We start from the raw sequence: 24,530 nt of genomic DNA, 5'->3' as shown, positions 1-24,530 counted from the left end.
GCCTCGATTGTCGCTCCGCCTGCTGCTGCTTGGACCATTCTGTTGATCTTTACAGTATTAGACCAAGTTGCAGTCTTAAATAGCTTTTCTGTATCTTCTTTGGGATCCAGCGAGATGCTTGTTAGGAGTGATTCCTCACCCACTAAGTCTTTAAGAATCTCACCTGCAGTCGTATAGCCGGATAAACCATTAGATCCATTATCCCTAATGATTTCACCTGTACCGTGAGCAGGGATGCTGAGAAAAGAGAATTCTTGCCTGAATTTTAGGAAATCATCCTTGAGGTAAGCGTATGGAGTGCCTTCATAAGGAGCCCAATTGTCTTCGAAAATGGTTATGTATGCGGTCTGCGCAGGATCAGTCTTAAATGAAAAGCTTCTTGAATCCCACAGACCAGTCTGAACTCCAGTCGCAAGATCATGTCGAGTCAAATAATAAAAACTCTGCACATTTGCCAAATCGGATTGACCCAACAGATAGACCGAAGAACCCTTGACTTCAGCATCTATCGTTGTAATTTGGTTAGCCCCTCTAATTTCATACACTCCTTCCGAGTCATATGCATCTGGCCACCCAAGTATCGGCACCATCCTCTCATTGTGCACAATTGCTATACGTCTTGAGTTGTTATTGACCTTTCTGTCCGACACACTTCCGATACGGACTGTCATCGTGGAACCTAAATTCTCTACAGTCGAGATGGTGCTGATGATATCTTGACCAAAAGGACTAGTTACCCAGTCGAGACCGCCGGGAAAAAAGGACTCCTCGGCACCAGTGACACCATACCTTAATGTTTTAAGGGCATTATTGAGGTCAAGCCCAGCAAGGGTTCCAATCTCAATGGGACCCTGGCCAGGATAGTTGTCACCTTGCCACTTGAACCTCTGAATAATATCTTTAGTTCCATAGCTGTATTCATCAATAGAGCCTCCGCTCAGGCGCCCAACGTCATTATAAGTAAAGCGACCCGACCACACCTGTCTAACAATTGGAGGAGAGCTTCCGACTCCATATGCAGCAGTGCCGGTGAAGACGATTTCCTTCTCACCAAACTCCCACTCTCCTATATAGTTATCTTTTGCAAGAGCAGCCAGCTGAGAGTTAGCCTCTGCCGACGCAATCTCCTCATAATAAGAGTAGTTGTGTGAGTATACGTACGGCTGATCCGAAGTAAGGATGCGACCTTTGTAGTAAGCGGTGTATTGCATCGCCCTGACTAACCTGCTTAACCATATCTTTGACCAAGAAGTTTACCACGCCAAGACACTAGTCCGGCGGACTTAAGTATTTGCTGTGCGCGACCATGCTCAGATGTGAACGGACCTATGGTCGCTGGGTTGGCTACGACAGCTCTATAACACTGGTCTTGGCGAAAAACCGAGGCTGCGCCAGTCGCCTTCTTCTGGTCTCGACCACTGGAAAAGACTGGACAAAATCTGCGCACATGATTTGTGATAATGCCAGAGTCCAGTCCAGGAAAGGATTCTTGCCCTCCAAAACGCCTAAATGGCATGCAGGGGGTCAGGAGTTCGAGTCTCCTTGGCTCCACTTTCCAAAAGCCCAGGCCTGTCCTGGGCTTTTTTGTGCCCAACACCCATGACCACCACCGACAGCTTTGAGGCCTTTGCGGGGCAGGTGGACTACTCCCTGCTGGAGTCACTCCAGGCCGACCCGGAGTCCAGCAGCGATGGCGATGATCACCTACCGCGGCAGGTCCGTTCAGGGCACTACGTCCCCGTCACCCCCAAGCCACTACCGGCCCCGGAGTACGTGGCCCACAGCGCCAGCCTCTTCGCGGAGCTGGGGCTAGGCGAAGGCCTGGCCCATGACGAGGACTTCCGCCGGCTCTTCTCCGGTGACAGCAGGGTGGCGCGAGGAGCCATGCGGCCCTATGGCTGGGCCACGGGCTATGCCCTCTCGATCTACGGCACGGAGTACATCCAGCAGTGCCCCTTCGGCACTGGCAATGGCTACGGCGACGGGCGGGCGATCTCAATCTTTGAAGGCCTCTTTCAGGGCCAGCGCTGGGAGATGCAGCTCAAGGGCGGGGGCCCGACCCCCTACTGCCGCGGCGCCGATGGCCGGGCCGTCCTGCGCTCCAGCGTTCGCGAGTTCCTCGCCCAGGAGTTCATGCATGCCCTGGGGGTACCCACCACCCGCTCCCTCAGCCTGTACATGTCCCGCGCCGAGGGCGTGCGGCGTCCCTGGTACTCCCCGCAATCGCGCTCCTTCGAGCCGGACGTGATGGTCGACAACCCGGCCGCGATCACGACCCGGGTGGCGCCGTCTTTCCTGCGAGTCGGCCAGCTCGAGCTCTTTGCCCGCCGGGTCCGCAGCAACGCCCACCCCGGGGCCCGGCGGGAACTGCAGCAGATCACCGAGCACCTGATCGAGCGCAACTACCGCACCGAGATCAACGCGGCTCTGCCCTTCCCTCAGCAGGTGCTGGAGCTGGCCCGGCTTTTCCGCGGACGGCTGACGGCCCTGGTGGCGAACTGGATTCGCGTGGGCTACTGCCAGGGCAACTTCAACAGCGACAACTGCGCCGCCGGCGGTTACACCCTCGACTACGGGCCCTTCGGCTTCTGCGAACTGTTTGATCCCCGCTTCCAGCCCTGGACCGGCGGCGGCGAGCACTTCTGTTTCTTCAACCAACCGGCAGCCGCAGAGGCCAACTACCAGATGTTCTGGTCTGCGCTGCGGCCACTGCTGGAGGACGACGCAGGGGCGCTGGCTGAGCTCGATGGGCTGCGCGAGGGCTTCTCAGAAGCGATGCGCGGCGAACTCGAGGCGATGTGGGCCCGCAAGCTGGGACTGGCCAGCTACGACGACGACCTCCTGAAGGATCTGCTGCAACTGCTGGCCAGCTCCAGGGCCGATTACACCTTGGCTTTCCGCCACCTCTCTGAACTCCCGGAGCAGGTGGAGGCGCTCAAACCCAGCTTCTATCTGCCAATCGACGCTGAACTCGAGCAGCGCTGGATGACCTGGCTGCAGCGTTGGCGCGAACAGCTGGGCGACCCCGAGGCCGCTAGGGCCGCCATGCGCCAGGCCAACCCACTGATCACGTGGCGGGAGTGGCTCATCGCCCCCGCCTACGAGCGAGCCGCCGAAGGCGATCTGAGCTTGATCCAAGAACTCCAGACGGTCTTCCGCGATCCCTACGCCACCCCTCCAGCAGAGCTTGCGGCGACCTACGACAGGCTCAAACCCCGCGAGTTCTTCAATGCCGGCGGGCTATCGCACTACAGCTGCTCGTCCTAGAGCAGGCGATCCGCGCAGGAGCGGCGGAAGAGATTCATCACCTCCTCAGCCGGCAAACCCTGAACAATCCGCGCCTCGATTTCCGTGCGGTGCTGACTGGGGTGGTACTGGCCAACGGCCTTGAACAGCTCCGGTGACTGATGGCTTGCCAGCAAGAAATCCAAGCCCAGACGATCCCGCTCAAAGATCGGCTGACGCCGGCAGTGCTGCATCACATGGGCTGACTCATGGGCCAAGGTCTCCCAGACCCGCTCGGGATCGTCCTTGAGGTTGTTGGCACACAAGACCACGGCATTGCGGGCGAAGACAAAAGCACCCATCAACTGCTTGGGGCAATCCCGGGCCACCAAGGTCTCGGTGCCGGCCCGGCGCAGCAACCCGGCGAGCAACGCGATGGACTTGAGACGCTCCGCTCGAGCCGGGGAGGCCTGCAATCCAAACCCGAGCAGCGCAGCCAAGAGGACCGCAAAGCGAATGGGCCTGGAGAACCGCAAACCCCATCCCTCTCAACCCTGGTCTCAGTGGACCCACTTCGAGAAGGTGGGAGGTTGTTCGCGCCGAATCTCTCCGGTTTTCAACCCCGACCAGAGCCAGGGGCAGGCGGCGAGTCAGCGAGCCAAAAGGCATGAACCCCCTTAGCCGTCAGATACAGGAGGATCGCCGTCAGGGACAGCACGTCGGGCATCACAGCTGCGTCCAGAGCGTCTTAACTCTGGGCGGCCAGCCGCCCCATCAAGAGCAAACCCAAGACCTCAGAAGGTGACGCAGGACACCAACGTGCTCTTCACTGAATCGAGTGCTGACTCAATCAAAGGTCTCAAAGGGATCTTCAACCGCCTCCGCGCGAAGCCAATAGGGGCAGCGCACCTGAGCCTCAGCGTCCTTCAAGCTCATCGTCATCCGCCAACAGCGGCAGACCCCCATGCCGCCAGCGATGATGAAGTTCTTACAGGCAGCGCAGCAGGGATAAGCGGTCACAGCAAAGGCGGCAACTCCTGATGTCCTAACCCTGGTCAGGGCATTTCTTCCAGGTATAAATGCCATACTTTTGGTGATTTAGGCACAATAACCTGGTGCTGAATACCTAGACAGACGCATCCATTAACCGCGCTGTCTGCGCGGCCTGACAGTCAACTCCAATCCGCGATTAGCCGACGATTTAGAGCGTGCAGGTGGACTTCAACAGGTGCGCCACCATCGCTGGATCCGCCTGCAGGGCGTAGGCCTCGAACTCACGTTGACGACTTTCCAATGGCAACTGCGCCGTTGAAGCCACGACGTGATTCAAATTGCCCTGCTTGCGCAGATGCTGCAGAAAAAAGCCGTTGACCTGTTCTCCACTGAGCTGACCGCTGGAGCGCAATCCCTCCGCCAGGGTCAGCGAGGTGGGCGTACCCAAACCATCAAGGCAGTCCTGCACAACATGGACCAACTCGTGCTGGATCACCCTGGCCCGCTTCTGCGGATCAAGGTCCAGGGCCTTGGAAAGGCAGAGGACGTTCGCGCCCATGTTGTAAGTGGCGAGCTGACGCGGCCCGCCGCAGTCCGCCCCCTGGATCACCACGACCCCCAGGGCAGAGGCCGCCTCCAGCGCCGCATCAGCCGGATCCATAGCCCTGGCAGGCAGAGTCAGCAGCGCCGATGCGGCCGCCAAGCCCAGACCCAACAGACCAGAGCGGAAGGAAACCAAAAGGCGCCTTAAGCAAGTCTCAAGATTGTCTCATGCGAGACCGGTTTGCGACGAGTCCGGCGCCTGCCGCCAGTAACAGCGGCCATTCCCCCAGTTGGCCATAGACGGTCTGATTCGCCCGAGCCTGCAGCCGCACCAACAGGGTTCCCGGCTCCATCGGAGCCAAGGAGGCCCCCAGCCGTCCATCGGGCTGCACCACAAGACTCGGGCCGCTATTGGCGGCACTGACCAGCCAGCGACTGGCTTCAATCGCCCGCAACTGGGACAGGGCCTGGAACTGCCTCTGCAACTGCAGGGGATAGGGGTCGAGGTTGGCGCTGGCCAGAATCCAGCCAGCCCCCGCCTGGGAGGCAGCAATTAATCCGGCCCCATCGGCGATCTCGTAGCAAATGGCCACGGCGAGATCCCCCTTGGGGTGCTGCAGCAGACGCGAGGCCGCTCCCGGCTCGACCCCACCGACCGCAGATAACCCAGCCCAACGCAGGAGAGCCCCACCGGGAACCCATTCCCCCAGCGGCACCAAGCGGTGCTTGTCGATCGCCGCCTCAGCCTGCAGCGCCTGAGGGGGGAAGCGCAGAACACTGCTGCGCAGCTGGGTCTCCTCCTGACGGAAGCCACCGCTGAGAACCTCCACGCCCGCTGCAGTGGGCAGCCCCTGCCCCAGAGCCAAGGCCCCCTCGGGCAGCACCAACAGGTCAGCGCCCTGGGCCTCCGCATCGGCCTGGGCCTGGCGCAGCTGCCGCTCCAGAGACCGCTGCTGAACCCAGCTGAACTTTTCGCGGGTGGGGATATCGGGCTGCAGCACCAGCACCGACAGCCAGGGAGCACCCGGGTCCTCTAAGGCGCTGCGCTGCAGCTGCTGCCAACCCAGGCCATGGAGCAGGGCGAGCACCAGCAACCAGGACAGCCAGCCGCGCCAAAGCCCGCGTCGCCCCTCCCACCAACCGAGGAGCAAACGCCAGAGCCCCCAGGCCAGCAGCAACTGCAGCGCCGCCAAGCCACCGGCCCCAATCCACTGGGCCAACCCCGCCAGGGCACGATCACCCGGCAGGACGGCCGCCCCCAGCCCCAGCCAAAAGAGAGGCCCCTTGGCCATCCAGACCTCGCCCAAGCCCCAAAGGGCCGAGGCCACAAGCGCCACAGACCAACGGCCAGCGCCGAACCGCCCCACCAGGGCGCGCCAGAGCGCCACCAACCCCGCCCCCAGTAGTCCCAGGGCCAACCAGAGCAGCAGACAAAGCGGCAGGCTCAAGGGCAGGGGCACCCCAATCCAATCGAGGGGGTGCAACCAAAGCAGCCAGCGATGGCTGACCAAGACCGCAGCAGCAGCCCAGAGGGCCGCCGGCCCAGCCCCAAAGGCCCAGAGCGGGACCAGCGCCAGCCAGAGCAGGGGCGGGGATCCCAGGGGCGGGAGCGCCACACCGGCCAGCAGACCAGCCGCGAGGGCTCCGCTCCACACCAGTCGCCGGTTCTCTGCCATGGCCACTGACCCTATAGAGCGTCCTGGCTGCTACAGGGCTGGAAGCAGTGAAAACAACCGCCCAGCGCGCAGACAGCTGTCATCGGCTACTGGGCGATCTCTTAGTGATTACATGGACACATGTTCAGTGGCCCGCTGAGAAGCTGTGGTCGATTGAACGAAAGAGCTACCAATCAGATCCGTGGGCGATCAGCTGCTCTTCCAACTCTGGAGTGATACCGCTGTCGGTGAGATCAGAGCTTGGGGGATACCCCAATTCACGCAACCACTCGACAAGAAGACGCCGATCACGCATAGCCACCGCCAGCTCCAGAAGATGACCGCCTGATTGACCATCAACCTGAATGGAGTCCTCGAGAACCTCGAGCTCTGAGCAAATAGCCCGATAAAGGCAATAGTCACGAAGACTGAGCTCGCTGATGCTGCGGCGACGAAGTGAATCCACCTCAGGATTTTGAATCAACTGGCCAAGGAAAAGCCAACACCTGCAGATCTAAGGAGGAAATGCAGCCGTTTTGCATCTAGAAAAAGAAGATTTAGATCGATCGACATTGGCTTAAAGCCAAAGTGAAGCAAAGATACAGCGAAACCCAAAGGCCCAGAGGGAAGGCATCAGGGTCTATCGGAGAAGGTGCAGAGATCACTGAGGAATCAAGACCCTTGAAATGCACTTTCTTCGTTCACCAGCTCCCGAAATAGCCGGGCCATTTGAGTGCCACAAGCCTGGCAGCGGGACTGAACCTCAAAGGACTTTTCATGACAACATTCTTGTCCAACCGCAATGGACTGCAGACCTGGTCTGCATTTGGAGACTGGATCACTTCGACCAACCAAAGGCTTTACATCGGCTGGTTTGGGGTCTTGATGATTCCAACGACCCTCGCTGCCACTGCGGCGTTTGTGATTGCCTTCCTCAGCGCTCCGGGTGTCGACCTGGACGGCGTGAGGCAACCCATCACAGGATCACTCCTCAGTGGGAACAACATCATTACCGCCGCAGTCGTGCCCAGCTCAAATGCCATCGGACTCCATTTTTATCCGATCTGGGAAGCGGGAAGTCTGGATGAGTGGCTTTACAACGGCGGACCGTACCAATTAATTGTCTTTCACTTTCTGATCGCCATCACGGCCTACATGGGGCGGCAGTGGGAATTGAGCTATCGCCTAGGAATGCGGCCGTGGATTGCCATTGCCTTTTCAGCACCTTGGTCAGCCGCAATGGCTGTACTTCTGGTTTACCCAATGGGCCAGGGCTCGTTTTCAGAGGGAATGCCTCTTGGAATATCGGGCACATTCAACTTCATGCTTGTCCTCCAAGCTGAACACAATGTATTAATGCATCCATTTCACATGCTTGCCGTAGCCGGAACATTTGGGGGAGCACTCCTCGCGGCAGTTCATGGATCACTCGTCTCAAGCAACCTGGTTCGAGAAACCACAGAACAGGAGTCGATTAATCGTGGATATCGCTTTGGCCAGAAGGAGGTGACTTACAACATCGTCTCAGCTCACGCCTACTTCGGTCGGCTCGTCTTCCCCTATGCAGCATTGAATAACAGCCGAAGCATCCATGCCATTCTCTTTGCATGGCCAGTACTCGGGATTTGGTTCTCGTCCCTTGCAATCGCCAGCGTTTCCTTTGGACTGAATGGTCTAAATTTCAATCAATCGATCCTTGATCCTCAAGGTCGTGTCGTTCACAGCTGGACTGATGTACTCAACCGGGCAGATCTTGGCATCGAAGCCATGCACGAAAGAAATGCTCACAATTTCCCACTTGATCTTGCGGTCTCAAGCACACTCCAAATAGCCATGAAGTAAAAATGGCGGATCCAACAGACAAAAGCCCTGACTGAGGCAATCAAGAGAAGGAGGACTGGCGAGAATTTCACCAGTCCTTTTTAAGCCATTCAACGCAACAGTGAATCTTTTCTAACAACGCGCGAGACACTTCGAGCGTATCCCTGATCCTGCGTTCCGAATAGAAGATCCCAGAACGTGAAATAAAGCCCAAAGTTAGAGCCCTGTTTTTGATGATGAATGGAATGATGAACAGGGCCAATCAACCAACGCCCCAACCAGTGATGAGGAAATGCCTCCGGCAATCCAGCCGGCGGCATGTGGTTCAAAGCAGCCCAAACAGACATCGTCACAAGAAGGGCAAACAGTGTGACGAAGTGAAGCGGAACGGTCATCGCAACAACCACAATAAAAACAGAGTGGAAGAGTGACTCGATTGGGTCAAAAGCAAATGAAGTCCAGGCTGAACAATGCCTTGACCGATGATGCCCTAGGTGCGCAATCCTGTAGAGGGCAGGATGATGCAGAAGGCGATGAACAAAGTAGAAGACGGCATCCTGTACAGCCAAAACACCAAGAAATCCTGTCAACTGAAAAGGAAGCTGCCATTCAGACTCGTGATGGTAAAGCTGTACGTACCCAGATCCATGCAGGATCAGCGAAACTGAGCCAACACAAGCGAAGACCAATGAAGACGAAAAGCTGAGTCGAAGATCGCTGGCATTCGCTCGGCCAAAACAGCTGGGACCATCTCGAAGCAAGAGCCCCGAGACAAGAGCGATCAGAACAGAGCGAGCACTGATGATCAGAAAAATCACAACAAAGCCCATCAAAAAGAGACTTACTCGATCAAGCAAGACAACGACCGAAGCGAAAGGCCCTGGCACCGTCACCGTGAATCCAACTCCATCTAGACCAAGCTATTAACCTTCAGCAACCCAAGGGATCAAGTCTCAAATATGCAGCAGATCTTCTGCATTGACTGCCAATCGCGAGAATCAAGGAAGCCTCTCAATCCTGATCCTTAATGATTCGAACAATGCATAAGAAACTGGGTCCATAAAGAGCACGCCGTGCTCCAGCAAAGCATCAACTCAGCAGGCAAAAAGCATGACTCACGCGATCAGATAGGCCACAAGCCTGGCCATGCTCAAAACTGTTGATGTGCTTGGGTCAGACGCACTGTTCATAGGCGCCTGACCTCTGGGCCAGCTAGACCTGCAAAAGGCAGAGCTGGCGCCAACCCTCTCTGATCAGCTCAGCTCGCTTACCACTAAAGAAGTGATATGGATCCCAGCCGGACCCTGCAACAACTTCTCTTCCGCGGCCTTGGCACCACTTCACTGGTGGCCGATCGCCTGCGGAGCGTGACCCAGGCCTGGGTCAGCAGTGGGCGCCTGGATCCAAGCCAGGCCAGCGCCTTGGTGGATGACGTTCTCGCCAGCCTTCGCGGCGAGAACCCCGAACTGGAGAAACAGACCGAACGGCAGGTCGAGCGCAACCTGGACCACCTGCTGCAGGACCTGGGCCTGGCCCGCCAGCGGGAGGTGGATGAACTGCGGGGCCGCATCGATCGCCTGGAGCAGCAGCTCCGGCAAAAGCAATCCCAACTCGAGATCCCGGACTGAGAGGCAACTAGGCGAGAATCGGCCCTTGATGCCTCTTTGATCCAGCCATGCGGGACATCCTGATCAGCTCCGCCGTTTGCGTCGGCTGCCTCTTGCTGGCACTGGTGAGCCAGATCGTGGCGCCCTCCACCGTGAACGCCGCCCCCAGCCAGCCGGCCGTGCAACAGGCCGTGGCCAGTGCCCCAGTCCAGGCCAGCTTCAGCGGCCAGATCGAGCTCGATCCGGAGGACCCCAACCCCAGCCTCTTCACCATGGCCAGCGACGTCATCGCCGACAGTGGGGCGTCTGCCCTCGGAGGAGAAATGGTTGCGGCCAAAGAACGGATGACCCCCAGCGGTCTGCGCATCACCGACCTGGTGATCGGTGATGGCCCTGAGGCCAGCTCCGGTCAGCTCGTTGTTGTGAACTACCGCGGCACCCTTGAGAACGGCAAAGAGTTCGACAGCAGCTACGGCCGCGGTCCCTTCAGCTTCCCCCTCGGCGCCGGTCGCGTGATCAAGGGCTGGGATGAGGGCGTCGCCGGCATGCAGGTGGGCGGCAAGCGCAAGCTCGTGATCCCCCCCGATCTGGCCTACGGCGAGCGCGGTGCCGGCGGTGTGATCCCCCCGAACGCCACCTTGATCTTTGAGGTTGAACTGCTCGAGATCAAGGGCTGATCCGTTCCATGGGAGCCGCGCCAGCGGTGCGGTTCCCGCGACTGTCGAAACTTCAAACGATCGTTAGGATGCCGCCGCCGTCCGGCATTTGGCCGGGCATTGAAAAGCACGATCCTTCCGTTCATGGCTCATACGCTGCCCGCGCTGCCCTACGGCCTCGACGCCCTCGAGCCCCATATCTCCCGCCAAACCCTTGAGTTCCACCACGGCAAGCACCACAACGCTTACGTAACCAACCTCAACAACCTGGTGGCTGGCACCGATCTGGAAGGCAAGAGCCTCGAAGACACCATCGTTGCCGTGGCCGGTGATGCCGGCAAGGCTGGTGTGTTCAACAACGCCGCCCAGGTCTGGAACCACAGCTTCTACTGGCAGTGCATCAAGCCCAACGGTGGTGGCACCCCCAGCGGCGCGCTGCTCGACAAGATCAACGCTGACTTCGGCAGCTTCGAGAAGTTCGTTGAGGCCTTCAAGGCAGCCGGCGCCACCCAGTTCGGTAGCGGCTGGGCCTGGCTCGTGCTCGACAACGGCACCCTGAAGGTCACCAAGACCGGTAACGCCGATCTGCCCCTGGCCCACGGCCAGAAGGCCCTGCTGACCATGGACGTCTGGGAGCACGCCTACTACCTGGACTACCAGAACCGCCGCCCCGACTACATCAGCACCTACCTCGACAAGCTGGTCAACTGGGACTTCGTGGCCGCCAACCTGGCCGCCGCCTGATTCGAGCGATCCAAGCCAAGCCCCCGCACAAGCGGGGGCTTTTTTTATGGTCGGGCGCTCTCGAGAACCGATTCCGGTGCGATCCACATCGCATCGCCATAGGAGAAGAAGCGATAGCCCTCGGCCTTGGCCTCCTCATAGAGATCCAGCAGGCGGCGGCGCCCGACCAGGGCACTGACCAGCAGCAGCAGCGAGCTCTTGGGTAAGTGGAAATTCGTCAGCAGTCCCTGCACCACCGCAAAGCGATAGCCGGGCTGAATCACCAGATTCACCGGGCCTGCATGGGGCTGGAGCTCGCCCCCATGGAGCTGGGCCACAGCCTCCAGGCTGCGAACGGAGGTGGTTCCAACCGCAATCACCCGGCCACCGCGGGCGCGGCACTGGGCGACGGCCTCCACAGCGGCCGCCGACACCTCAACCCACTCGCTATGGAGCTCCAGCTGGGTCAGGTCCTCGGTCTCCACCGGCCGAAAGGTGCCCAGGCCCACATGCAGGGTCACAGTTGTGCGCTGCACACCTCGCGCCTCCAGGGCTTCGAGCAAGGCATCGCTGAGGTGCAGGCCCGCCGTGGGAGCAGCCACCGCCCCGGGCCGCGAGGCATAGCGGGTCTGGTAGCGGCTGTCGTCCTCACTGGAGTGCTGGTGGATGTAGGGCGGCAGGGGGATTTCGCCATAGCGCGCCAGCAGCGCCTCGATCGCTTCTGGGGTGGTGCACTCTGCCGGAAAACGCACCACCCGGCCACCGGTCTCGGCGTCGACGGCCACGATCTCCAGGGGCTGGGGCGGTTGACCGGGATGCTCCATCTGCAGGATCTCGCCCGGCTTCAGGCGCTTGGCCGGCTTGGCCAAACAGAGCCAATCGCTGCCTGCCACAGGCTCCAGCACCAGGAGCTCCACCGCGCCGCCGCTGGCCCGGCGGGCCTGAAGGCGCGCCTTCAGCACCCGGGTGTTGTTGACCACCAGCAAGTCACCAGGTTTCAGAAGCTGCTGCAGCTCCCAGACCGTTTGGTGGCTGCAGCCCTCGGGGCCTTCCAGCGCCAGCAACCGAGCCGCGTGGCGGGGCTCCACGGGGCGCTGGGCGATGAACGTCTCCGGGAGATCGAAGACGTAGCTCGAAAGCAGCTGATCGTCGCTGATCAGAAGGCCAGGCTCTCGGGGTTGGTCTCGATCAGCTGGGCCAGATCCTTCAGGAAGGCCGCCGCATCGGCGCCGTAGATCACGCGGTGATCACAGGTCAGGTTGACCTGCATCTGGTTCGCCACGCGGATCGAGCCGTCCTTGCCGCCCACGACGGTGGGGCGGGAAGCGGCCACCGCCAGGATCGCGCCGGTACCCGGGGGCAGGATCGCGTCGAAGCGATCCACACCGAACATCCCCAGGTTGGAAAGGGTGAAGGTGCCGGTGCTGTACTCCTCAGGCTGCAGCTGCTTGCTGCGGGCCCGGCTCACCAGATCCGCCCAGTTGCGGGCCAGGGAGTGGATATCGGTCTTGTCGGCATTGGCCAGCACGGGGGTGATCAAGCCACCGTCTTCCATCGCCACGGCCACGGCCACATTCACCGCAGCGGGGTAAACCATGGCGCTGCCATCGGCACTGGTGGCGGCATTGACCTGGGGGTGACGGGCCAGCACCACACCCACGGCCTTGGCCAGCAGGGCGGTCATGGTGACGCCCTTGCTTTTCACCTGCTTGTAGAAGGCGTCCAGCTTGGTGGTGGTGATCGTGTAGCCGACGCGGAAGGTCGGCACCGCCAGGCTCGCCACCATGTTGCGGTTGACCGCACCCTGCAGGGTGTTGAAGGCCACGCTCTCGCCGGGACGGCCAAAGGCATTGCCAGCCGGTGCAGCCGCAGGAGCAGCGGCACCATTTCCGCTGCCGCTGGCAGCAGGAGCTGAGCCCTCGGCCACACGGGGAACAGCCACGGTCAGACCCAGGGCCCGCTCAACGTCCTCGGCCTGGATTCGGCCGTGGGGGCCGCTGCCGCGCAGGGTCTCGAGGGCGACGCCGTGCTGGCTGGCCAGTTTCTTGGCCCGGGGGCTGGCCACCACCCGGCCATTGCTAATGGGGGCAGCGGCAACAGGAGCCGGGGCTGCAGCAACGGGTGCGGGGGCAGGAGCCGCTGCAGGGGTAGGTGCCGGAGTAGCGGCCGGGGCGGGAGCGGCAGCGGCGGCTGGTGCGCTGGGGGCCTTGGCCTGGGCCTCGGCGATCTCAGCCTCGGTCTCCACCACGAGGCCGATGGTTTCACCAACGGGGGCCGTGCTGCCGGCGGGCATCAACACCGCTGCGAGGTAGCCCTCGTTGAAGGACTCAACGTCCATGTCGGCCTTGTCCGACTCGACGACCAGGACAGACTCACCGCGGCCGACCTTGTCACCTGGCTTCTTCAGCCATTCCACGATCTTGCCCTCCGTCATGGTGGAGGAGAGGGCGGGCATGAAGATTTCGTGGGTGGCCAACGGAGGTCTGCCGCTCAATTGAGGCGGATTTTACGCGGCTCAGCGGCAGGGACCTCCGGAGTGGCGACTCAGAGGGCTCCCTCGATCGACTCGATCACCCCATCGCGCACAACCACAGCCACCTGGAGCTTCTCCACGAGGTTGTCGCCCACCTTGACGTCGGTGAAGCTGTCGAGCTGGCCCTGCTCAACGATCTGCTCCATCTCCAGGTCGCGGACCTGGCGCTGCTGCTCGAGCAGCTGACGCTTCTGCTCCTCAAGCTCGGCACGCTTGGCCGCCACCTGCTCCTGCACGGAACCCACCTGCTCCTGGACGCGGGGATCCAGGGGGTTGGCGCTCTGGCTGCGGATCGCCTCCACCAGCTGCTGGCCTTCGTGCTCGAGCTGCCCCAGCTGGGCGTCGCTATTGGCGATGGCCGCGCTGATCTCGCGCTCGGCGTCCTCCTTCCAACGGGGGGTCACCACCGCGCGAACGGTGATGGAGCGCTTCACGGAGAGGGAACCGTCGGCCATGGAAGGGGGTTTCGCGGCGCCCAGCCTGTCAGGGGCAAGCGAGGCCGACAACGCCCGGCTCGGGCGGGTTCCCGGCCCTAGCGCCCGTAGATCGCCTCAATCGCTTGAGCATCGCGATCGACGATGCGATCGCGCTTTTGCTTGAGGGTTTGGGTGAGCAAGCCGTTGTCGATGCTGAAGGCCTCCACCAGGGCCACCCCCGCCAGCCGTTCATCCGGGCGGGCGCCCACCCGGGACTGCAGGCGGCGATTCAGGCGGCTGGTCAGGGCCTTGAGCAGCGCCGGATCGGCGGCCGACAACCCCTGCTCGGCCGCGAAGGCCTCCAGGTTCTCCAGCTTCGGCACCACCAAGGCGCCCAGGGCCTTGCGGTCCTGCCCCACAAGCATCACCTGCTCCACCAAAGAGCAGGCCACCAGGCACTCCTCCAGGGGGCCCGGCTCAATGTTCTCGCCGCTGCTCAGGACGATCGTGTCCTTGGCGCGGCCGGTCAGCACCAAGGTGCCGTCGGCAAGCAGGTGGCCGAGGTCCCCGGTGTCAAACCAGCCCTCGGCATCGAGCACCTTGGCGGTGGCCTCTGGCTTGCCCAGGTAGCCGCCCATCACCTGGGCGCCCTTGGCCAAGACCTTGCCCCGCTCGCCGATGGCCAGAACCGCCCCGGTCTCGGGATCGGTGATCTTGATGGAGGTGCCCGCAAGCGGTTGGCCGGAACTTCCGCGGCGGTTGTTCCAGCGGCGACGGCAGGTCAAGACGGGGCTGGTTTCGGTCAGGCCGTAGCCCACCAGCAGCTCAATGCCAATGGCCTCAAAGAAACCATCGACGTGGATCGCCAAGGCACCGCCACCGCTGATGGCCGTGCGCAGGCGCCCTCCGATCAGCTGAGCGCGGACCTTTGGCCAGAACAACTGCTCGGCCACCCCATGCAGGGGCCAACTCAGCAGCGCCCCGGCGGCGGCGGCCAGACGGCGGCGCTTGCGCTCAGGGATCAAGGTGCGATCCGCCGCCACCCGCCTCGAGAGGCAGTGGAATCGGCTGACCTTCAGGGCCGATCGCAGCAGCTTGGCGCGGCTCGCCGGCATGGCGCTGAGGGCATCCTCAAAGCCACTGAGCAGGGCTTCCCAGAGCCGAGGAACACTGATCAGGTAGTGGGGGCGAACCCGCTGCAGATCCGGACGCAGTTGCTTGAGCGTCGTGTAGGTCTGCTGGCAGCCGCAGGAGAGCAGGAAGTACTCCGCGCTGCGCTCATAGGCGTGCCAGATCGGCAGAACGCTCAGGACCCGATCGCCCGGGCGCGGCGCCACCGCCACACCGAGGCTGCGCAGCTGCTGCAGCAAGTTGGCGTGGCTCAGGGGAACGCCCTTCGGCCGGCCCGTGGTGCCCGAGGTGTAGAGCACGGTGGCCAGGCGCTCCTCTCCGCCTTCAGGCCAGGCAGGAGCGGAGCTGCTCGCCCCCTTGGCCATCAGCTCATCCCAGGTGAAGCAAGGGACCACCGGCACCACCGAACCGCGGTCCCCCTGCAGCAGCACCACAAAGCGCAGCTGCCCGAGGAGCTCACTGCTGAGCTTCAAACGCTGCAGCAGCTCTGCGGACTCCAGCACCAGCGCCACCGCGCCGCAGTCGCCCGCGATGTAGCGCAGCTCATCCACGGGGGCCGCGCTGCCGCGAACTGCATCCGCAGCCCCCAGACGCATCAGACCCTGGTCCGCCACCAGCCAGCGGGGGCAGTTTTCCGAGAACAACCCCACCACCTCCCCCGGCCGGACCCCGAGAGCCGCAAACCCTGCCGCAGCCTGCTCGATCTGTTGATGCAGGGCGCGGAAGCTCAGCTGCTCCGGCGGCTTGGCATGGGGAGCCTCCAGGGCAGGCGCATCGCCGTGGCGTTCAGCCAGCTGCCCCCAGAGCTGCTCAAGGCCGCGGAGTGCACTCCAGTCGTGCCTCTCGGCCAAGGCGCGCTGATCTTGGCGGCTGCCAGTCCAGCTGATCTCGGCGAGCGGCATGGGGGATATCAGTCAGTTGGCCCCGGTCTTACCACCCCTGGAGCTGCTCCTGCAGGGTTGGGGCTCGCAACTGCAAACCAAAGCGACGTGCGAAGGTCTCCAGCAGGCGCGGCCGCAGCGCCGCCGCCGTGAGCTCCGGCCGCCAATCCACCAGCCGCCCGACCTCCCGGTTCGCAATCCCGCAGGGCACGACTTCGGCAAAACCGGCGAGGTCTGCCTCCACGTTCAAGGCCAAGCCATGCTGGCTGATCCAGCGGCGGGCACCAACCCCAATGGCGGCCAGCTTGCGGCCCTCCAGCCAAACCCCCGTGAGCCCCTCCATGCGGCCGGCCTCCAAGCCCAGCTCGGCCAACAAATCGATCACCACCCCCTCCAACTCCCGCAGATAGAGGTGCAGATCAGCGCCATGGCGCTGCAGGTTGAGCACGGGGTAAAGCACCAACTGCCCGGGGCAGTGGTGGGTCACCTCACCGCCGCGATCGATCCGAAACAGCGGCGCGGGGGGATCGGCTGGATCAAAGCCCAGAAACCCCGGGTCGGCCCCGCGACCGAGGGTGTAACAGGGCTCATGCTCCAGCAGCAGCACTGCCTCCGGCCCATCGGGGTCCTCCAGCAGACGCCGTTGCAACTGCTGCTGCCAATCCCAGGCCAGCGCGAAGGGAACGCAGCCGGTGGGCTCGAAACAGATTGCGTCGCGAGCGGGCGAGGCCGTGGTTGAACTCACTGACCGTTCCTAGCGTTTAAGCGGGTCCACCGCCGAGGAGGCAAGGGATGAAGCTCGTGATTCATGGCCGCAATCTGGAGGTCACTCCAGCCATCCGCGAGTACACCGAAGAGAAGCTCAAGCGCGCGACCAGTCATTTCGACGGGATGGTGAAAGAGGCGGACGTGCATCTCTCGGTGGCCCGCAATCCCCGGGTTCCGCAACAGACCGCCGAGGTGACGGTCTTCGCCAACGGCACCGTCATCCGCGCCCAGGAACGGAGCGAAAACCTCTACGCCAGCATCGATCTGGTGGCCGGGAAATTGACGCGGCAGCTGCGCCGCTACAAGGACCGCCACGGCGACCACCACCACAGCCATGGCCACCACGCCAGCGAGACCCCCAGCGTGGTGGAGATGGCCGGCGATGACAGCGTCAGCGGATCTCTGCTGGACGGCAAGGAAGCCGGTCTGCCCAGCCGCGGGGTGCGCCGCAAGTACTTCTCGATGCCGGCGATGAGCCTCGAGGAGGCCCTGCATCAACTGGAGTTGATCGACCACGACTTCTATCTCTTCCGCGACGCCGGGAGTGATGAGCTGCAGGTGGTCTACCGCCGCAACCATGGAGGATTTGGCGTCATCCAGGCCAAGGACTGAACGCAACTGTGCGCGACCTGCCCGATCTCGCTCCCCTGATCGATCACGCCCTGTTGGATCCCCACCAGGGCCAAGAGGCCATCCTCCGCTGCTGCGATGAGGCCAAACACTTCGGCTTTGCCGGGGTCTGCCTGGCCTCCCGCTGGCTGGATCTCGCCCGGGAGCGGCTCGGTCCAAGCGGCGGGCGGGGCCCGAAGTTGATCAGTGTGATCGGCTTCCCCTTCGGCGCGATTCCCGCCGAGATCAAGCGCCAAGAGGCCGAATGGGCCGCGGCCGCCGGTGCCGATGAACTCGATGTGGTGCCGGACTTCGGGGCCCTGGCCGACGGCAACAGCAGTCAGTTCTGCGAGGACCTTGCCCCGATCGCCGAATTGGGGCTGCCCTTCAAGGTGATCCTGGAGGTGGGACGGCTGTCGCCCGAGGTTCTGGAGTGGGCCGTCGAGGCCAGCATCGATGTCGGCGCCAGCATGCTCAAGACCGGCAGCGGCTTTGGCCCGGCGGCCAGCCTTGAGCAGGTCAAACAGCTGCGGCAACTGGCCCGTGGCCGGGCCGCGATCAAAGCCTCCGGTGGCATCAGCGGGCTTGAGCAGGCCTATGGCCTCGTCGAAGCCGGGGCCAGCCGGCTGGGGACCAGCCGAGGGGTTGCCCTGATGGAGGCCCTGCGGGCCAAAGCAGCGTGAGCCCAGAGCAACGGCTTGAGGGGCTGGTGCTGCGCAGCAGTCCCCTGGGGGAAAGCGACCGTCTGATCACGGTCCTCAGCAATGAGGAGGGCCTGATCCGACTGGCGGCCCCCGGTGCCCGCAAGCCCAAGAGTTCCCTGGCCGCCGCCGTGCCCCTGGCGGTCCTCAGCCTGCAGGTGGGGGGCCGCAGCGGCCTGAAGCGTGTGCGCCAACTGCGGGTGCTGCGCAACTTCTCCCACCTGGCGGAGCGGCTGGAGACCCTGGCCGCCGCCCAGGGATTGGCCGAGGTGGCTCTACTGCTGGTGCCCAGTGGCGATGCGATCGAGGGTCTACTAGAGGACCTGCTGGTGCAGCTCGCCCGCCTGGAGTTGGTGGTCAAGGAGAAGCAAGACAGCCTGGAAGCCCTGGCCATCAGTGTTCAGGGCCTCACCCACCTGTTGGCCCTGGGGGGCTACGCCCTGCCCCTGGCGGAGTGCTGCCGCAGCGGGGAGCCCCTGGATCCGCCCCTGGGGAATTGGGACTGGCGCTGCAGCCTGCTGCCCAGTGAGGGCTTCGTGATCGGCGCCGTGCCCGGCGCCCAGATGGTGCTGAACGCCTCCGAGCTGGCCCTGTTGCAGCGGCTGCTGCGGCCGGCGTTGCCCCGCAAGCGCGATGGAACGCTGATGGGACCGCAGTCGGTCTGGCTCCGGTTGCTGCAACTGCTGGAGCTCTGGTGCCGAGAACACCTCAACCGCAGCGCCCGGTCCTGGCGAATGCTGAGGCAATGCTTCGACGATGGGGCATCATCGGTAGCCGGGAGGTCCTGAAGAACGTGAGCGAAGACCCGCGGTCTCCAGGTGACAACACAGGGCTCCAGGGGGTTTTGGCCCTGCCCGAATTCCGCAAGCTCTGGCTTGGGCAGATCTTCAGCCAGCTGGCGGACAAGTTCTACATCGTGTTGATGGTGTTCCTCATCGCCCAGTACTGGGCGGGAGCGACACCACCCGAGGGCGGTGCGCTGGTGGAGGCCGCCGGGGCGTTCAACCTCAGCATCGAGGGCCGGGCCCAGTGGATCACCCTGCTGGCCACGGGGATCTATGTGGCCAACACCATCCCAGCGATGGTCCTGGGTTTGGTGGCTGGGGTCTGGGCCGATCGCTGGCGCAAGCGCGAAGTGATGGTGGCCAGCAATGGCATCCGTGCCGGCCTGGCCCTGCTCACTCCCCTCTGCCTGCTGGATGGCCCCCATTGGCTGGGGCTGAGCTGGGGCTACTGGGCCCTGCTGGTCATCACCTTTTTGGAGTCGGTGCTGACCCAGTTTTTTGCACCGGCGGAGCAAGCCGCGATCCCGATGCTGGTGCCCACGCGCCAGCTACTGGCGGCCAACTCGCTGTATCAGGCCACGAGCATGGCCGCCACCATCGTGGGCTTTGCCCTGGGTGATCCGATCCTGCGGGGTCTGAAATATGGCCTGGGGGCCCTGGGCATCGCCAACGGCGAATTCGCCCTATTGCCCCTTTGCTACGGCCTGGCTGCCCTGTCGATCGCTTGGATTCGCGTCGAGGAAACCCCCCAGCGCAGCCATGACGAGAACATCTGGCGCGAGATCTCCGAAGGCCTGGAGGTGCTTAAGCAGCGTCCAACCGTCCGCAGCGCGATGCTCCAGCTGGTGCTGCTCTACAGCCTTCTGGCGGCGCTTTATGTCTTGGCGATCAGCCTGGCCTCCGCCATCCGTCAGCTGGGACCCACCCAATTCGGAACCCTGCTGGCCATGAGTGGCATCGGCCTCGCCCTGGGGGCCGTCGCTGTCGCCCAGATCGGCCATCGCTTCAACCGCCGCCGTCTGGCCTCCGCGGGCCTGGGAACGATCGCCTGGAGCCTGGTGCTGCTCGGCCAACTGCGCGGCAGCCTCGGCTTCACCCTCGCCCTCTGCACAGTGCTCGGTGTGGGGGCCGCCCTGCTGGCCATCCCCGCCCAAACCACCATCCAAGAGGACACCCCGGAATCGATGCGGGGAAAGGTCTTTGGCCTGCAGAACAACCTGATCAACATCGCCTTGAGCCTGCCGCTGGTGCTCGCCGGCGCAATCGTCAGCCGCTACGGGCTACTGCCGGTCCTCTGGGTCTTGGCGGGGCTGGCGGTGGCCGCTGCGCTGCTCGAGCAGCCGTGGAAACGCTGCTAGTTTCGGCACTTGGTCGAGTAGCCGCTGCGTGGCCCACATCGCCTGGTTGGGCAAGAAGTCACCCTTCTGCGGCAACGTCACCTACGGCCTGACCACCACCGAGGCCCTACGGGATCGGGGCCACGAGATCAGCTTTATCCACTTCGACAGCCCAGGAACGGCGAGCCCGGACGTGGCCCTGCCCTATCTGGTCAAGTCGCAGGTTTACACGATTCCCTCCCCAGGGGCCCAGCGGGAACTGCGGGAGTCGCTGGAGCGGCTCAAACCGGATCTGGTGCACGCCAGCTTGACCCTCTCCCCCCTGGATTTCCGGCTGCCGGATCTCTGCCAGCAGCTGGGCCTGCCGCTGGTGGCGACCTTCCACCCCCCCTTTGACGCAAGCCTGCGCAACCTGAGCGCCGGCACCCAGCAGCTGACCTATCAGCTCTACGCCCCATCCCTGGCCAAGTACGACCGGGTGGTGGTCTTCTCGGAGCTGCAGGCGGATGTGTTGATGCGACTCGGGGTCCCCAGGGATCGCCTGGCGGTGATCCCCAACGGGGTCGACCCCCAGCGCTGGAGTCCCGGCAACCCAGCCGCACCCTCCGAACGGCTCCAGCAGCTGCGCCAACGCTTCAGTTGCCAGCGGGTCTTTCTCTACATGGGGCGAATCGCCACAGAGAAGAACGTCGAAGCGCTGCTGCGGGCCTGGAAGTTGGTCCAGCCCAGCGGCTGCAAGCTCGTGGTGGTGGGCGATGGTCCGATGCGCCAATCGCTGATGCAGAACTACGGCGAGGACGCCGGCATCCTCTGGTGGGGCCATGAACCGGAGCAGGCCGTGCGGCTGGCGCTCCTGCAGCTCGCGGAGGTCTTTCTCCTTCCCTCACTGGTGGAGGGGCTGTCCCTGGCACTGCTGGAGGCCATGGCCAGTGGCACCGCCTGTGTCGCCACCGATGCCGGGGCCGATGGGGAGGTGCTCGAGGGCGGGGCCGGCATCGTCATCAGCACCCAAGGGGTCACCACCCAACTGCGCACCCTGCTGCCGGTGCTGCGGGACCAGCCCGTCCTCAGTGCAGAACTGGGCCGGCGTGCCCGCCAGCGGGCGCTGGAGCGCTACACCCTCACCCGCAACATCGACCAGCTGGAGCGGCTCTACGGCGAGCTCAGCCCGGCGGCGCAGGCAGTGGCCTAGGCCAGCTCGGCGCAGCAGGCGGCAAAAGCCAGGGTGGGGTCGTCAGCCTTAGTGATCGGGCGGCCGATCACCAGCTGGGAGGCTCCAGCGGCGATGGCCTCAGCGGGACCCAGCACCCGGGCCTGATCGCCCGCGGCGCTGCCCTTCGGGCGAATTCCTGGGGTCACCAAGGCAAACGGTTCGGGGTGTTGGGCCCGAAGACTGGAGGCCTCCAGCGGAGAACAGACGCAACCGCCAATTCCCGCCCCTGCGGCCAGGGCCGCCAAGGCCGGAACCCGTTCCGCGATGTCCTGACGGATGGCCAATTCCCGCTGCAGCCGCTGCTCCTCCCAACTGGTCAGCACCGTCACCGCCAGCAGGGTCGGAGCGGCCAGTCCAGCAACTTGGGCGCCCTCAGCAGCGGCGGCCTGGGCAGCCTGCAGGGCTTCACGACCGGCGCAGGCATGGACCGTGATCAGCTCCGCACCCAGGCCAGCCGCCCGCCGGCAGGCACCGGCCATGGTGGCGGGGATGTCGTGGAACTTCAGGTCGAGGAAGACCCGCAGGCCCTGCTCCCGCAACTGGGCCACCACCTCAGGGCCCGCCTGAACAAAGAGCTCCAGGCCGACCTTGACCCAGCGCAGGCCCTCGACCCCGCGGCTGAAGGCCAGGGCCTGATCCGGGGCCATGCCATCGAGGGCAACGATGATCCGCTCAGCGGCAGGCCTGGTCACGGGGAGGCAGCTCTCGATGAAGATCTCAGGCTACGAATTGTCCTGGCGCGTTCTCCAGGAGCGACCCAGCATGGGATCAGCACCTTGCCTCGCCCATGGGTCCGCGGATCCTGCATCCCGAGCAACTCCAGGCGTTTCGGCTGGGCAGCGATGACCACTGCCGGCTCGCCCTGCTCAGCAAGCCGGAAGCCGGCGGCTGCACGCAGTTCTTGGAGGTGCATGACCCCTGCGATCGGGTCCCCGCCCACAGCCATCACCAGGCCGCCGAGCTGTTCTTCGTTCTGCGGGGGAACGTGGTGTTCCACGTCGGTGAGTCCAGCATCACCGCCAGTGGCGGGGACTTTGTCAGCGTCCCCGGCGATGCGATCCACGACCTGGAGAACCCAGGCCCAGGCAGGGTGTACCTGATCACAGTGCTCAGCCGCGATGGCGGTTTCGCCGACCTGCTCGAGCACGGCATCCCGACGCCGTTGGATGCGGAAGACCTAGCTGTGCTGCGCAGCCTCTAGGTCACAAAAGCCAGGCCAGCGGCAAGGTCAAGATCCAGCCGGCCTTCTTTGACATCCAATCGGGCCGGGTCAGCGCGGTTTAACCCGCCACCAGGCGCCGGAAGGTCTTCTTGCCCAGCTGCAGCACCTTGCCAGCCAACTGATCGGGCCCTGCAAATTCCTGGTTGGGATCCGCCAGCTTCTCGCCATCGAGCTTGACCCCACCGCCCTGGATTTGGCGGCGCGCCTCACTGCTGCTGGCGCAGATGCCGACGGCGCTGAGCAAATAGAAGGCCTTCGCCGGGAAGTTCACCTCTGCCAGGGATGCCTCGGGAACCTCGGCGTCCGCCGCCCCGCTGCCCTTGGCACCGCCCACGAGCTTGCCGGCATCGGCCTGGGCCTGATCAGCCGCCGCCTGGCCGTGGCGCTGGCGCGTCACCTCTAGGGCCATCGCCTTTTGGCGCTCCCGAGGGTTATCCGGCAGGGCCGCCAGATCGAGATTGGTCAGCAGGGTGAGGTACTCCTCGACCGCCGCATCGGGCACCTTCTCGAGCTTGGAGTACATCGAGAGCGGGTCTTCGGCCAGACCGACCGTGTTCCCCAGGCTCTTGCTCATCTTCTGAACGCCGTCGAGGCCCGCCAGGATCGGCAGGAGCATCCCGAACTGCGTGCGCTGGCCGAAGTGGCGCTGCAGGTCGCGGCCCATGGCCACGTTGAACTTCTGGTCCGTCCCCCCCAGTTCCAGGTCGGCCTGCACGGCCACCGAGTCATAGCCCTGCAGCAGCGGATAGAGAAATTCGTGCAGGGAGATCGGAGTACCGGAGCCGTAGCGGTTGGCGAAGTCCTCCTTGGCCAGCATCTGGCCGACGGTGGAGATCCCCAGCAGCTCGATCACCTTGGGTAGATCGAGGGAGGCCAGCCATTCGCTGTTGCGGCGCACCTCCAGGCGGCCCGGGGTCTCGAAATCCAGCAGGGCACGCGCGGGGTCCTGGCCCTGGCCGAGCTGCTGGAGATAGGTGCGGGCGTTGGACTCGACCTCCTCGGCCGTGAGCTGAACGCGGGTGGCACTTTTGCCCGTGGGGTCACCGATGCGGGCGGTGAAGTCACCGATGATCAGCACAGCCGTGTGGCCCGCATCCTGAAAGGCCCGCAATTTGCGGAACAGGATCGAGTGGCCCAGGTGAATGTCACTGCCGGTCGGATCGATGCCGAGCTTGATCCGCAGGGGCCGGCCGGCCTTCTCGGCCTCAGCGAGGCGGGCAGCCAGCTGTTGGTCGGCATCACTGGCTTCCGTACCGGTGGGGAACAGGTCAGCGACACCGCGCTCCAACCACTGCGGCAGTCCCCACTCGCCCTTGGCCATGTCCGCCCTGCTGTCTGGGGTCGGATCGTACGCAGACGGGGATCAGCTTTCCGCGTCCAGCTCCCCCTTCATTCGATCCAGGGTGCGCTGCATCTGCTCAAACATCTGATCGGGGGTCATCCCGAACTGGCTGAGCTGGGTGCGTAGCTGCTCAACGGTGAGCTTGGCCTGAAAGTCATCGGAGAGCTCAAAGCGCTTCATGAACACGCGGTAGCGGTCCATCAGCTCCTCCATCCGCTCGATGAAGAGCTTTTTGCCTTCCCGATCGAACTTGCCGTACTCGCCGCCCAGCTGCATCAGTTGCTGGTAATCGCCAAACAGGCGCTTGGCTTCTTCTTGAACGATCTCGGATTCAAAGAAGGCCATCAGGCTGAGCCGGGCGGGCCCAAC

General features: G+C 63.4%; 26 protein-coding genes and 1 tRNA gene. 12 read left to right on the top strand and 15 right to left on the bottom strand.

Annotation, left to right across the window (positions count from 1 at the left end):
• Positions 1-1,211 (bottom strand): hypothetical protein (locus ACXIQ9_RS10450; RefSeq protein ID WP_459016621.1); only part of this gene is annotated, 1,211 nt, incomplete at its 3' end.
• 251 nt (positions 1,212-1,462) lie between these two features.
• On the opposite strand from ACXIQ9_RS10450, the gene ACXIQ9_RS10445 reads away from it, so the two are divergent.
• Positions 1,463-1,551: transfer RNA gene (locus ACXIQ9_RS10445), tRNA-OTHER, on the top strand.
• A gap of 48 nt (positions 1,552-1,599) precedes the next feature.
• Entirely contained in the window at positions 1,600-3,267 is a 1,668-nt protein-coding gene (locus tag ACXIQ9_RS10440) for a protein adenylyltransferase SelO family protein (protein WP_459016620.1), read from the top strand.
• Here ACXIQ9_RS10440 and ACXIQ9_RS10435 read toward each other — a convergent pair.
• The 5 genes from ACXIQ9_RS10435 to ACXIQ9_RS10415 form a co-directional block, all read right to left on the bottom strand.
• Entirely contained in the window at positions 3,264-3,761 is a 498-nt protein-coding gene (locus tag ACXIQ9_RS10435) for a peptidase M76 family protein (RefSeq protein WP_296415776.1), read from the bottom strand. The two genes, ACXIQ9_RS10440 and ACXIQ9_RS10435, sit on opposite strands and share 4 nt — an antisense overlap.
• A gap of 310 nt (positions 3,762-4,071) precedes the next feature.
• On the bottom strand, positions 4,072-4,245 hold the full coding sequence (locus ACXIQ9_RS10430) for a hypothetical protein (RefSeq protein WP_156797832.1): 174 nt from the start codon (positions 4,243-4,245) through the stop codon (positions 4,072-4,074).
• A gap of 181 nt (positions 4,246-4,426) precedes the next feature.
• The gene (locus tag ACXIQ9_RS10425; RefSeq protein WP_296415774.1) at positions 4,427-4,879 is read right to left on the bottom strand and encodes a hypothetical protein; all 453 of its coding nucleotides are present in this window, start codon (positions 4,877-4,879) and stop codon (positions 4,427-4,429) included.
• A gap of 97 nt (positions 4,880-4,976) precedes the next feature.
• A complete protein-coding gene (locus ACXIQ9_RS10420; RefSeq protein WP_459016619.1) occupies positions 4,977-6,437 on the bottom strand; it encodes an apolipoprotein N-acyltransferase in 1,461 nt (486 codons plus the stop codon).
• Between the two features lie 166 nt (positions 6,438-6,603).
• Complete coding sequence (locus tag ACXIQ9_RS10415; protein ID WP_459016618.1) at positions 6,604-6,882, bottom strand: hypothetical protein; 279 nt, start codon at positions 6,880-6,882, stop codon at positions 6,604-6,606.
• A gap of 311 nt (positions 6,883-7,193) precedes the next feature.
• Here ACXIQ9_RS10415 and psbA point away from each other — a divergent pair, with 311 nt between their 5' ends.
• The gene (psbA, locus tag ACXIQ9_RS10410) at positions 7,194-8,258 is read left to right on the top strand and encodes a photosystem II q(b) protein (RefSeq protein WP_459016617.1); all 1,065 of its coding nucleotides are present in this window, start codon (positions 7,194-7,196) and stop codon (positions 8,256-8,258) included.
• A gap of 89 nt (positions 8,259-8,347) precedes the next feature.
• On the opposite strand, the gene ACXIQ9_RS10405 is transcribed toward psbA, so the two are convergent.
• Entirely contained in the window at positions 8,348-9,130 is a 783-nt protein-coding gene (locus tag ACXIQ9_RS10405) for a sterol desaturase family protein (protein WP_459016616.1), read from the bottom strand.
• A 393-nt stretch (positions 9,131-9,523) separates the two neighbouring features.
• Here ACXIQ9_RS10405 and ACXIQ9_RS10400 point away from each other — a divergent pair, with 393 nt between their 5' ends.
• From ACXIQ9_RS10400 to ACXIQ9_RS10390, 3 genes are all read left to right on the top strand, one after another.
• Positions 9,524-9,865, top strand: a complete 342-nt coding sequence (locus tag ACXIQ9_RS10400) for a phasin family protein (RefSeq protein WP_010315499.1) — start codon at positions 9,524-9,526, stop codon at positions 9,863-9,865.
• Positions 9,866-9,912: 47 nt separating this feature from the next.
• Positions 9,913-10,521 (top strand): FKBP-type peptidyl-prolyl cis-trans isomerase, encoded by a 609-nt coding sequence (locus tag ACXIQ9_RS10395; protein ID WP_010315497.1) that lies wholly within the window; start codon positions 9,913-9,915, stop codon positions 10,519-10,521.
• 123 nt (positions 10,522-10,644) lie between these two features.
• Positions 10,645-11,244 carry a superoxide dismutase gene (locus ACXIQ9_RS10390; RefSeq protein WP_010315495.1) on the top strand — a complete coding sequence of 200 codons (600 nt, stop codon included), beginning with the start codon at positions 10,645-10,647 and terminating at the stop codon, positions 11,242-11,244.
• Between the two features lie 44 nt (positions 11,245-11,288).
• On the opposite strand, the gene queA is transcribed toward ACXIQ9_RS10390, so the two are convergent.
• The 5 genes from queA to lipB all read right to left on the bottom strand — a co-directional run bounded on the left by queA (position 11,289) and on the right by lipB (position 16,929).
• Positions 11,289-12,365, bottom strand: a complete 1,077-nt coding sequence (queA, locus tag ACXIQ9_RS10385; protein ID WP_459016625.1) for a tRNA preQ1(34) S-adenosylmethionine ribosyltransferase-isomerase QueA — start codon at positions 12,363-12,365, stop codon at positions 11,289-11,291.
• A 14-nt stretch (positions 12,366-12,379) separates the two neighbouring features.
• Positions 12,380-13,699, bottom strand: a complete 1,320-nt coding sequence (locus tag ACXIQ9_RS10380; protein WP_459016615.1) for a dihydrolipoamide acetyltransferase family protein — start codon at positions 13,697-13,699, stop codon at positions 12,380-12,382.
• Positions 13,700-13,767: 68 nt separating this feature from the next.
• Entirely contained in the window at positions 13,768-14,211 is a 444-nt protein-coding gene (locus ACXIQ9_RS10375) for a YlqD family protein (RefSeq protein ID WP_459016614.1), read from the bottom strand.
• A gap of 77 nt (positions 14,212-14,288) precedes the next feature.
• Positions 14,289-16,205: an AMP-binding protein gene (locus ACXIQ9_RS10370; RefSeq protein WP_459016613.1), complete on the bottom strand. Its 1,917-nt coding sequence runs from the start codon at positions 16,203-16,205 to the stop codon at positions 14,289-14,291.
• Positions 16,206-16,233: 28 nt separating this feature from the next.
• Positions 16,234-16,929 carry a lipoyl(octanoyl) transferase LipB gene (lipB, locus tag ACXIQ9_RS10365; RefSeq protein WP_459016612.1) on the bottom strand — a complete coding sequence of 232 codons (696 nt, stop codon included), beginning with the start codon at positions 16,927-16,929 and terminating at the stop codon, positions 16,234-16,236.
• A gap of 47 nt (positions 16,930-16,976) precedes the next feature.
• On the opposite strand from lipB, the gene hpf reads away from it, so the two are divergent.
• The 5 genes from hpf to ACXIQ9_RS10340 are packed head-to-tail and all read left to right on the top strand — an operon-like array spanning position 16,977 to position 21,576.
• On the top strand, positions 16,977-17,564 hold the full coding sequence (gene hpf, locus ACXIQ9_RS10360) for a ribosome hibernation-promoting factor, HPF/YfiA family (protein WP_010315472.1): 588 nt from the start codon (positions 16,977-16,979) through the stop codon (positions 17,562-17,564).
• An 8-nt stretch (positions 17,565-17,572) separates the two neighbouring features.
• Positions 17,573-18,244 (top strand): deoxyribose-phosphate aldolase, encoded by a 672-nt coding sequence (gene deoC / locus ACXIQ9_RS10355; protein WP_296415762.1) that lies wholly within the window; start codon positions 17,573-17,575, stop codon positions 18,242-18,244.
• Positions 18,241-19,050, top strand: a complete 810-nt coding sequence (recO, locus tag ACXIQ9_RS10350) for a DNA repair protein RecO (protein ID WP_459016611.1) — start codon at positions 18,241-18,243, stop codon at positions 19,048-19,050. The genes deoC and recO overlap by 4 nt, the downstream gene beginning before the upstream one ends.
• On the top strand, positions 19,008-20,405 hold the full coding sequence (locus tag ACXIQ9_RS10345) for an MFS transporter (protein ID WP_459016610.1): 1,398 nt from the start codon (positions 19,008-19,010) through the stop codon (positions 20,403-20,405). Before recO ends, ACXIQ9_RS10345 begins: the two co-directional genes overlap by 43 nt.
• A gap of 28 nt (positions 20,406-20,433) precedes the next feature.
• The gene (locus ACXIQ9_RS10340) at positions 20,434-21,576 is read left to right on the top strand and encodes a glycosyltransferase family 4 protein (RefSeq protein WP_459016609.1); all 1,143 of its coding nucleotides are present in this window, start codon (positions 20,434-20,436) and stop codon (positions 21,574-21,576) included.
• Here the strand turns inward: ACXIQ9_RS10340 and pyrF are convergent.
• A complete protein-coding gene (gene pyrF, locus ACXIQ9_RS10335) occupies positions 21,573-22,289 on the bottom strand; it encodes an orotidine-5'-phosphate decarboxylase (protein ID WP_459016608.1) in 717 nt (238 codons plus the stop codon). The two genes, ACXIQ9_RS10340 and pyrF, sit on opposite strands and share 4 nt — an antisense overlap.
• A gap of 95 nt (positions 22,290-22,384) precedes the next feature.
• On the opposite strand from pyrF, the gene ACXIQ9_RS10330 reads away from it, so the two are divergent.
• On the top strand, positions 22,385-22,798 hold the full coding sequence (locus ACXIQ9_RS10330) for a cupin domain-containing protein (RefSeq protein WP_459016607.1): 414 nt from the start codon (positions 22,385-22,387) through the stop codon (positions 22,796-22,798).
• A 79-nt stretch (positions 22,799-22,877) separates the two neighbouring features.
• On the opposite strand, the gene tyrS is transcribed toward ACXIQ9_RS10330, so the two are convergent.
• Positions 22,878-24,140: a tyrosine--tRNA ligase gene (gene tyrS, locus ACXIQ9_RS10325; protein WP_296415757.1), complete on the bottom strand. Its 1,263-nt coding sequence runs from the start codon at positions 24,138-24,140 to the stop codon at positions 22,878-22,880.
• 42 nt (positions 24,141-24,182) lie between these two features.
• The gene (locus tag ACXIQ9_RS10320; RefSeq protein ID WP_010315455.1) at positions 24,183-24,506 is read right to left on the bottom strand and encodes a DUF1825 family protein; all 324 of its coding nucleotides are present in this window, start codon (positions 24,504-24,506) and stop codon (positions 24,183-24,185) included.
• Positions 24,507-24,530: the final 24 nt, after the last annotated feature.

The organism is Synechococcus sp. LTW-G (assembly GCF_054459035.1).
The sequence above is the reverse complement of the archived record's forward strand: the minus strand, read 5'-3'. Positions and strand labels throughout refer to the sequence as shown.

Excerpts from the sequence above, each read along its gene's own strand:
- ACXIQ9_RS10440 (WP_459016620.1), top strand. The coding sequence starts at position 1,600 with ATGACCACCACCGACAGCTTTGAGGCCTTTGCGGGGCAGGTGGACTAC.
- ACXIQ9_RS10425 (WP_296415774.1), bottom strand. The coding sequence starts at position 4,879 with ATGGATCCGGCTGATGCGGCGCTGGAGGCGGCCTCTGCCCTGGGGGTC.
- ACXIQ9_RS10420 (WP_459016619.1), bottom strand. The coding sequence starts at position 6,437 with ATGGCAGAGAACCGGCGACTGGTGTGGAGCGGAGCCCTCGCGGCTGGT.
- psbA (WP_459016617.1), top strand. The coding sequence starts at position 7,194 with ATGACAACATTCTTGTCCAACCGCAATGGACTGCAGACCTGGTCTGCA.
- ACXIQ9_RS10400 (WP_010315499.1), top strand. The coding sequence starts at position 9,524 with ATGGATCCCAGCCGGACCCTGCAACAACTTCTCTTCCGCGGCCTTGGC.
- ACXIQ9_RS10395 (WP_010315497.1), top strand. The coding sequence starts at position 9,913 with ATGCGGGACATCCTGATCAGCTCCGCCGTTTGCGTCGGCTGCCTCTTG.
- ACXIQ9_RS10390 (WP_010315495.1), top strand. The coding sequence starts at position 10,645 with ATGGCTCATACGCTGCCCGCGCTGCCCTACGGCCTCGACGCCCTCGAG.
- ACXIQ9_RS10375 (WP_459016614.1), bottom strand. The coding sequence starts at position 14,211 with ATGGCCGACGGTTCCCTCTCCGTGAAGCGCTCCATCACCGTTCGCGCG.
- ACXIQ9_RS10370 (WP_459016613.1), bottom strand. The coding sequence starts at position 16,205 with ATGCCGCTCGCCGAGATCAGCTGGACTGGCAGCCGCCAAGATCAGCGC.
- hpf (WP_010315472.1), top strand. The coding sequence starts at position 16,977 with ATGAAGCTCGTGATTCATGGCCGCAATCTGGAGGTCACTCCAGCCATC.
- ACXIQ9_RS10345 (WP_459016610.1), top strand. The coding sequence starts at position 19,008 with ATGCTTCGACGATGGGGCATCATCGGTAGCCGGGAGGTCCTGAAGAAC.
- ACXIQ9_RS10330 (WP_459016607.1), top strand. The coding sequence starts at position 22,385 with ATGGGTCCGCGGATCCTGCATCCCGAGCAACTCCAGGCGTTTCGGCTG.
- tyrS (WP_296415757.1), bottom strand. The coding sequence starts at position 24,140 with ATGGCCAAGGGCGAGTGGGGACTGCCGCAGTGGTTGGAGCGCGGTGTC.
- ACXIQ9_RS10320 (WP_010315455.1), bottom strand. The coding sequence starts at position 24,506 with ATGGCCTTCTTTGAATCCGAGATCGTTCAAGAAGAAGCCAAGCGCCTG.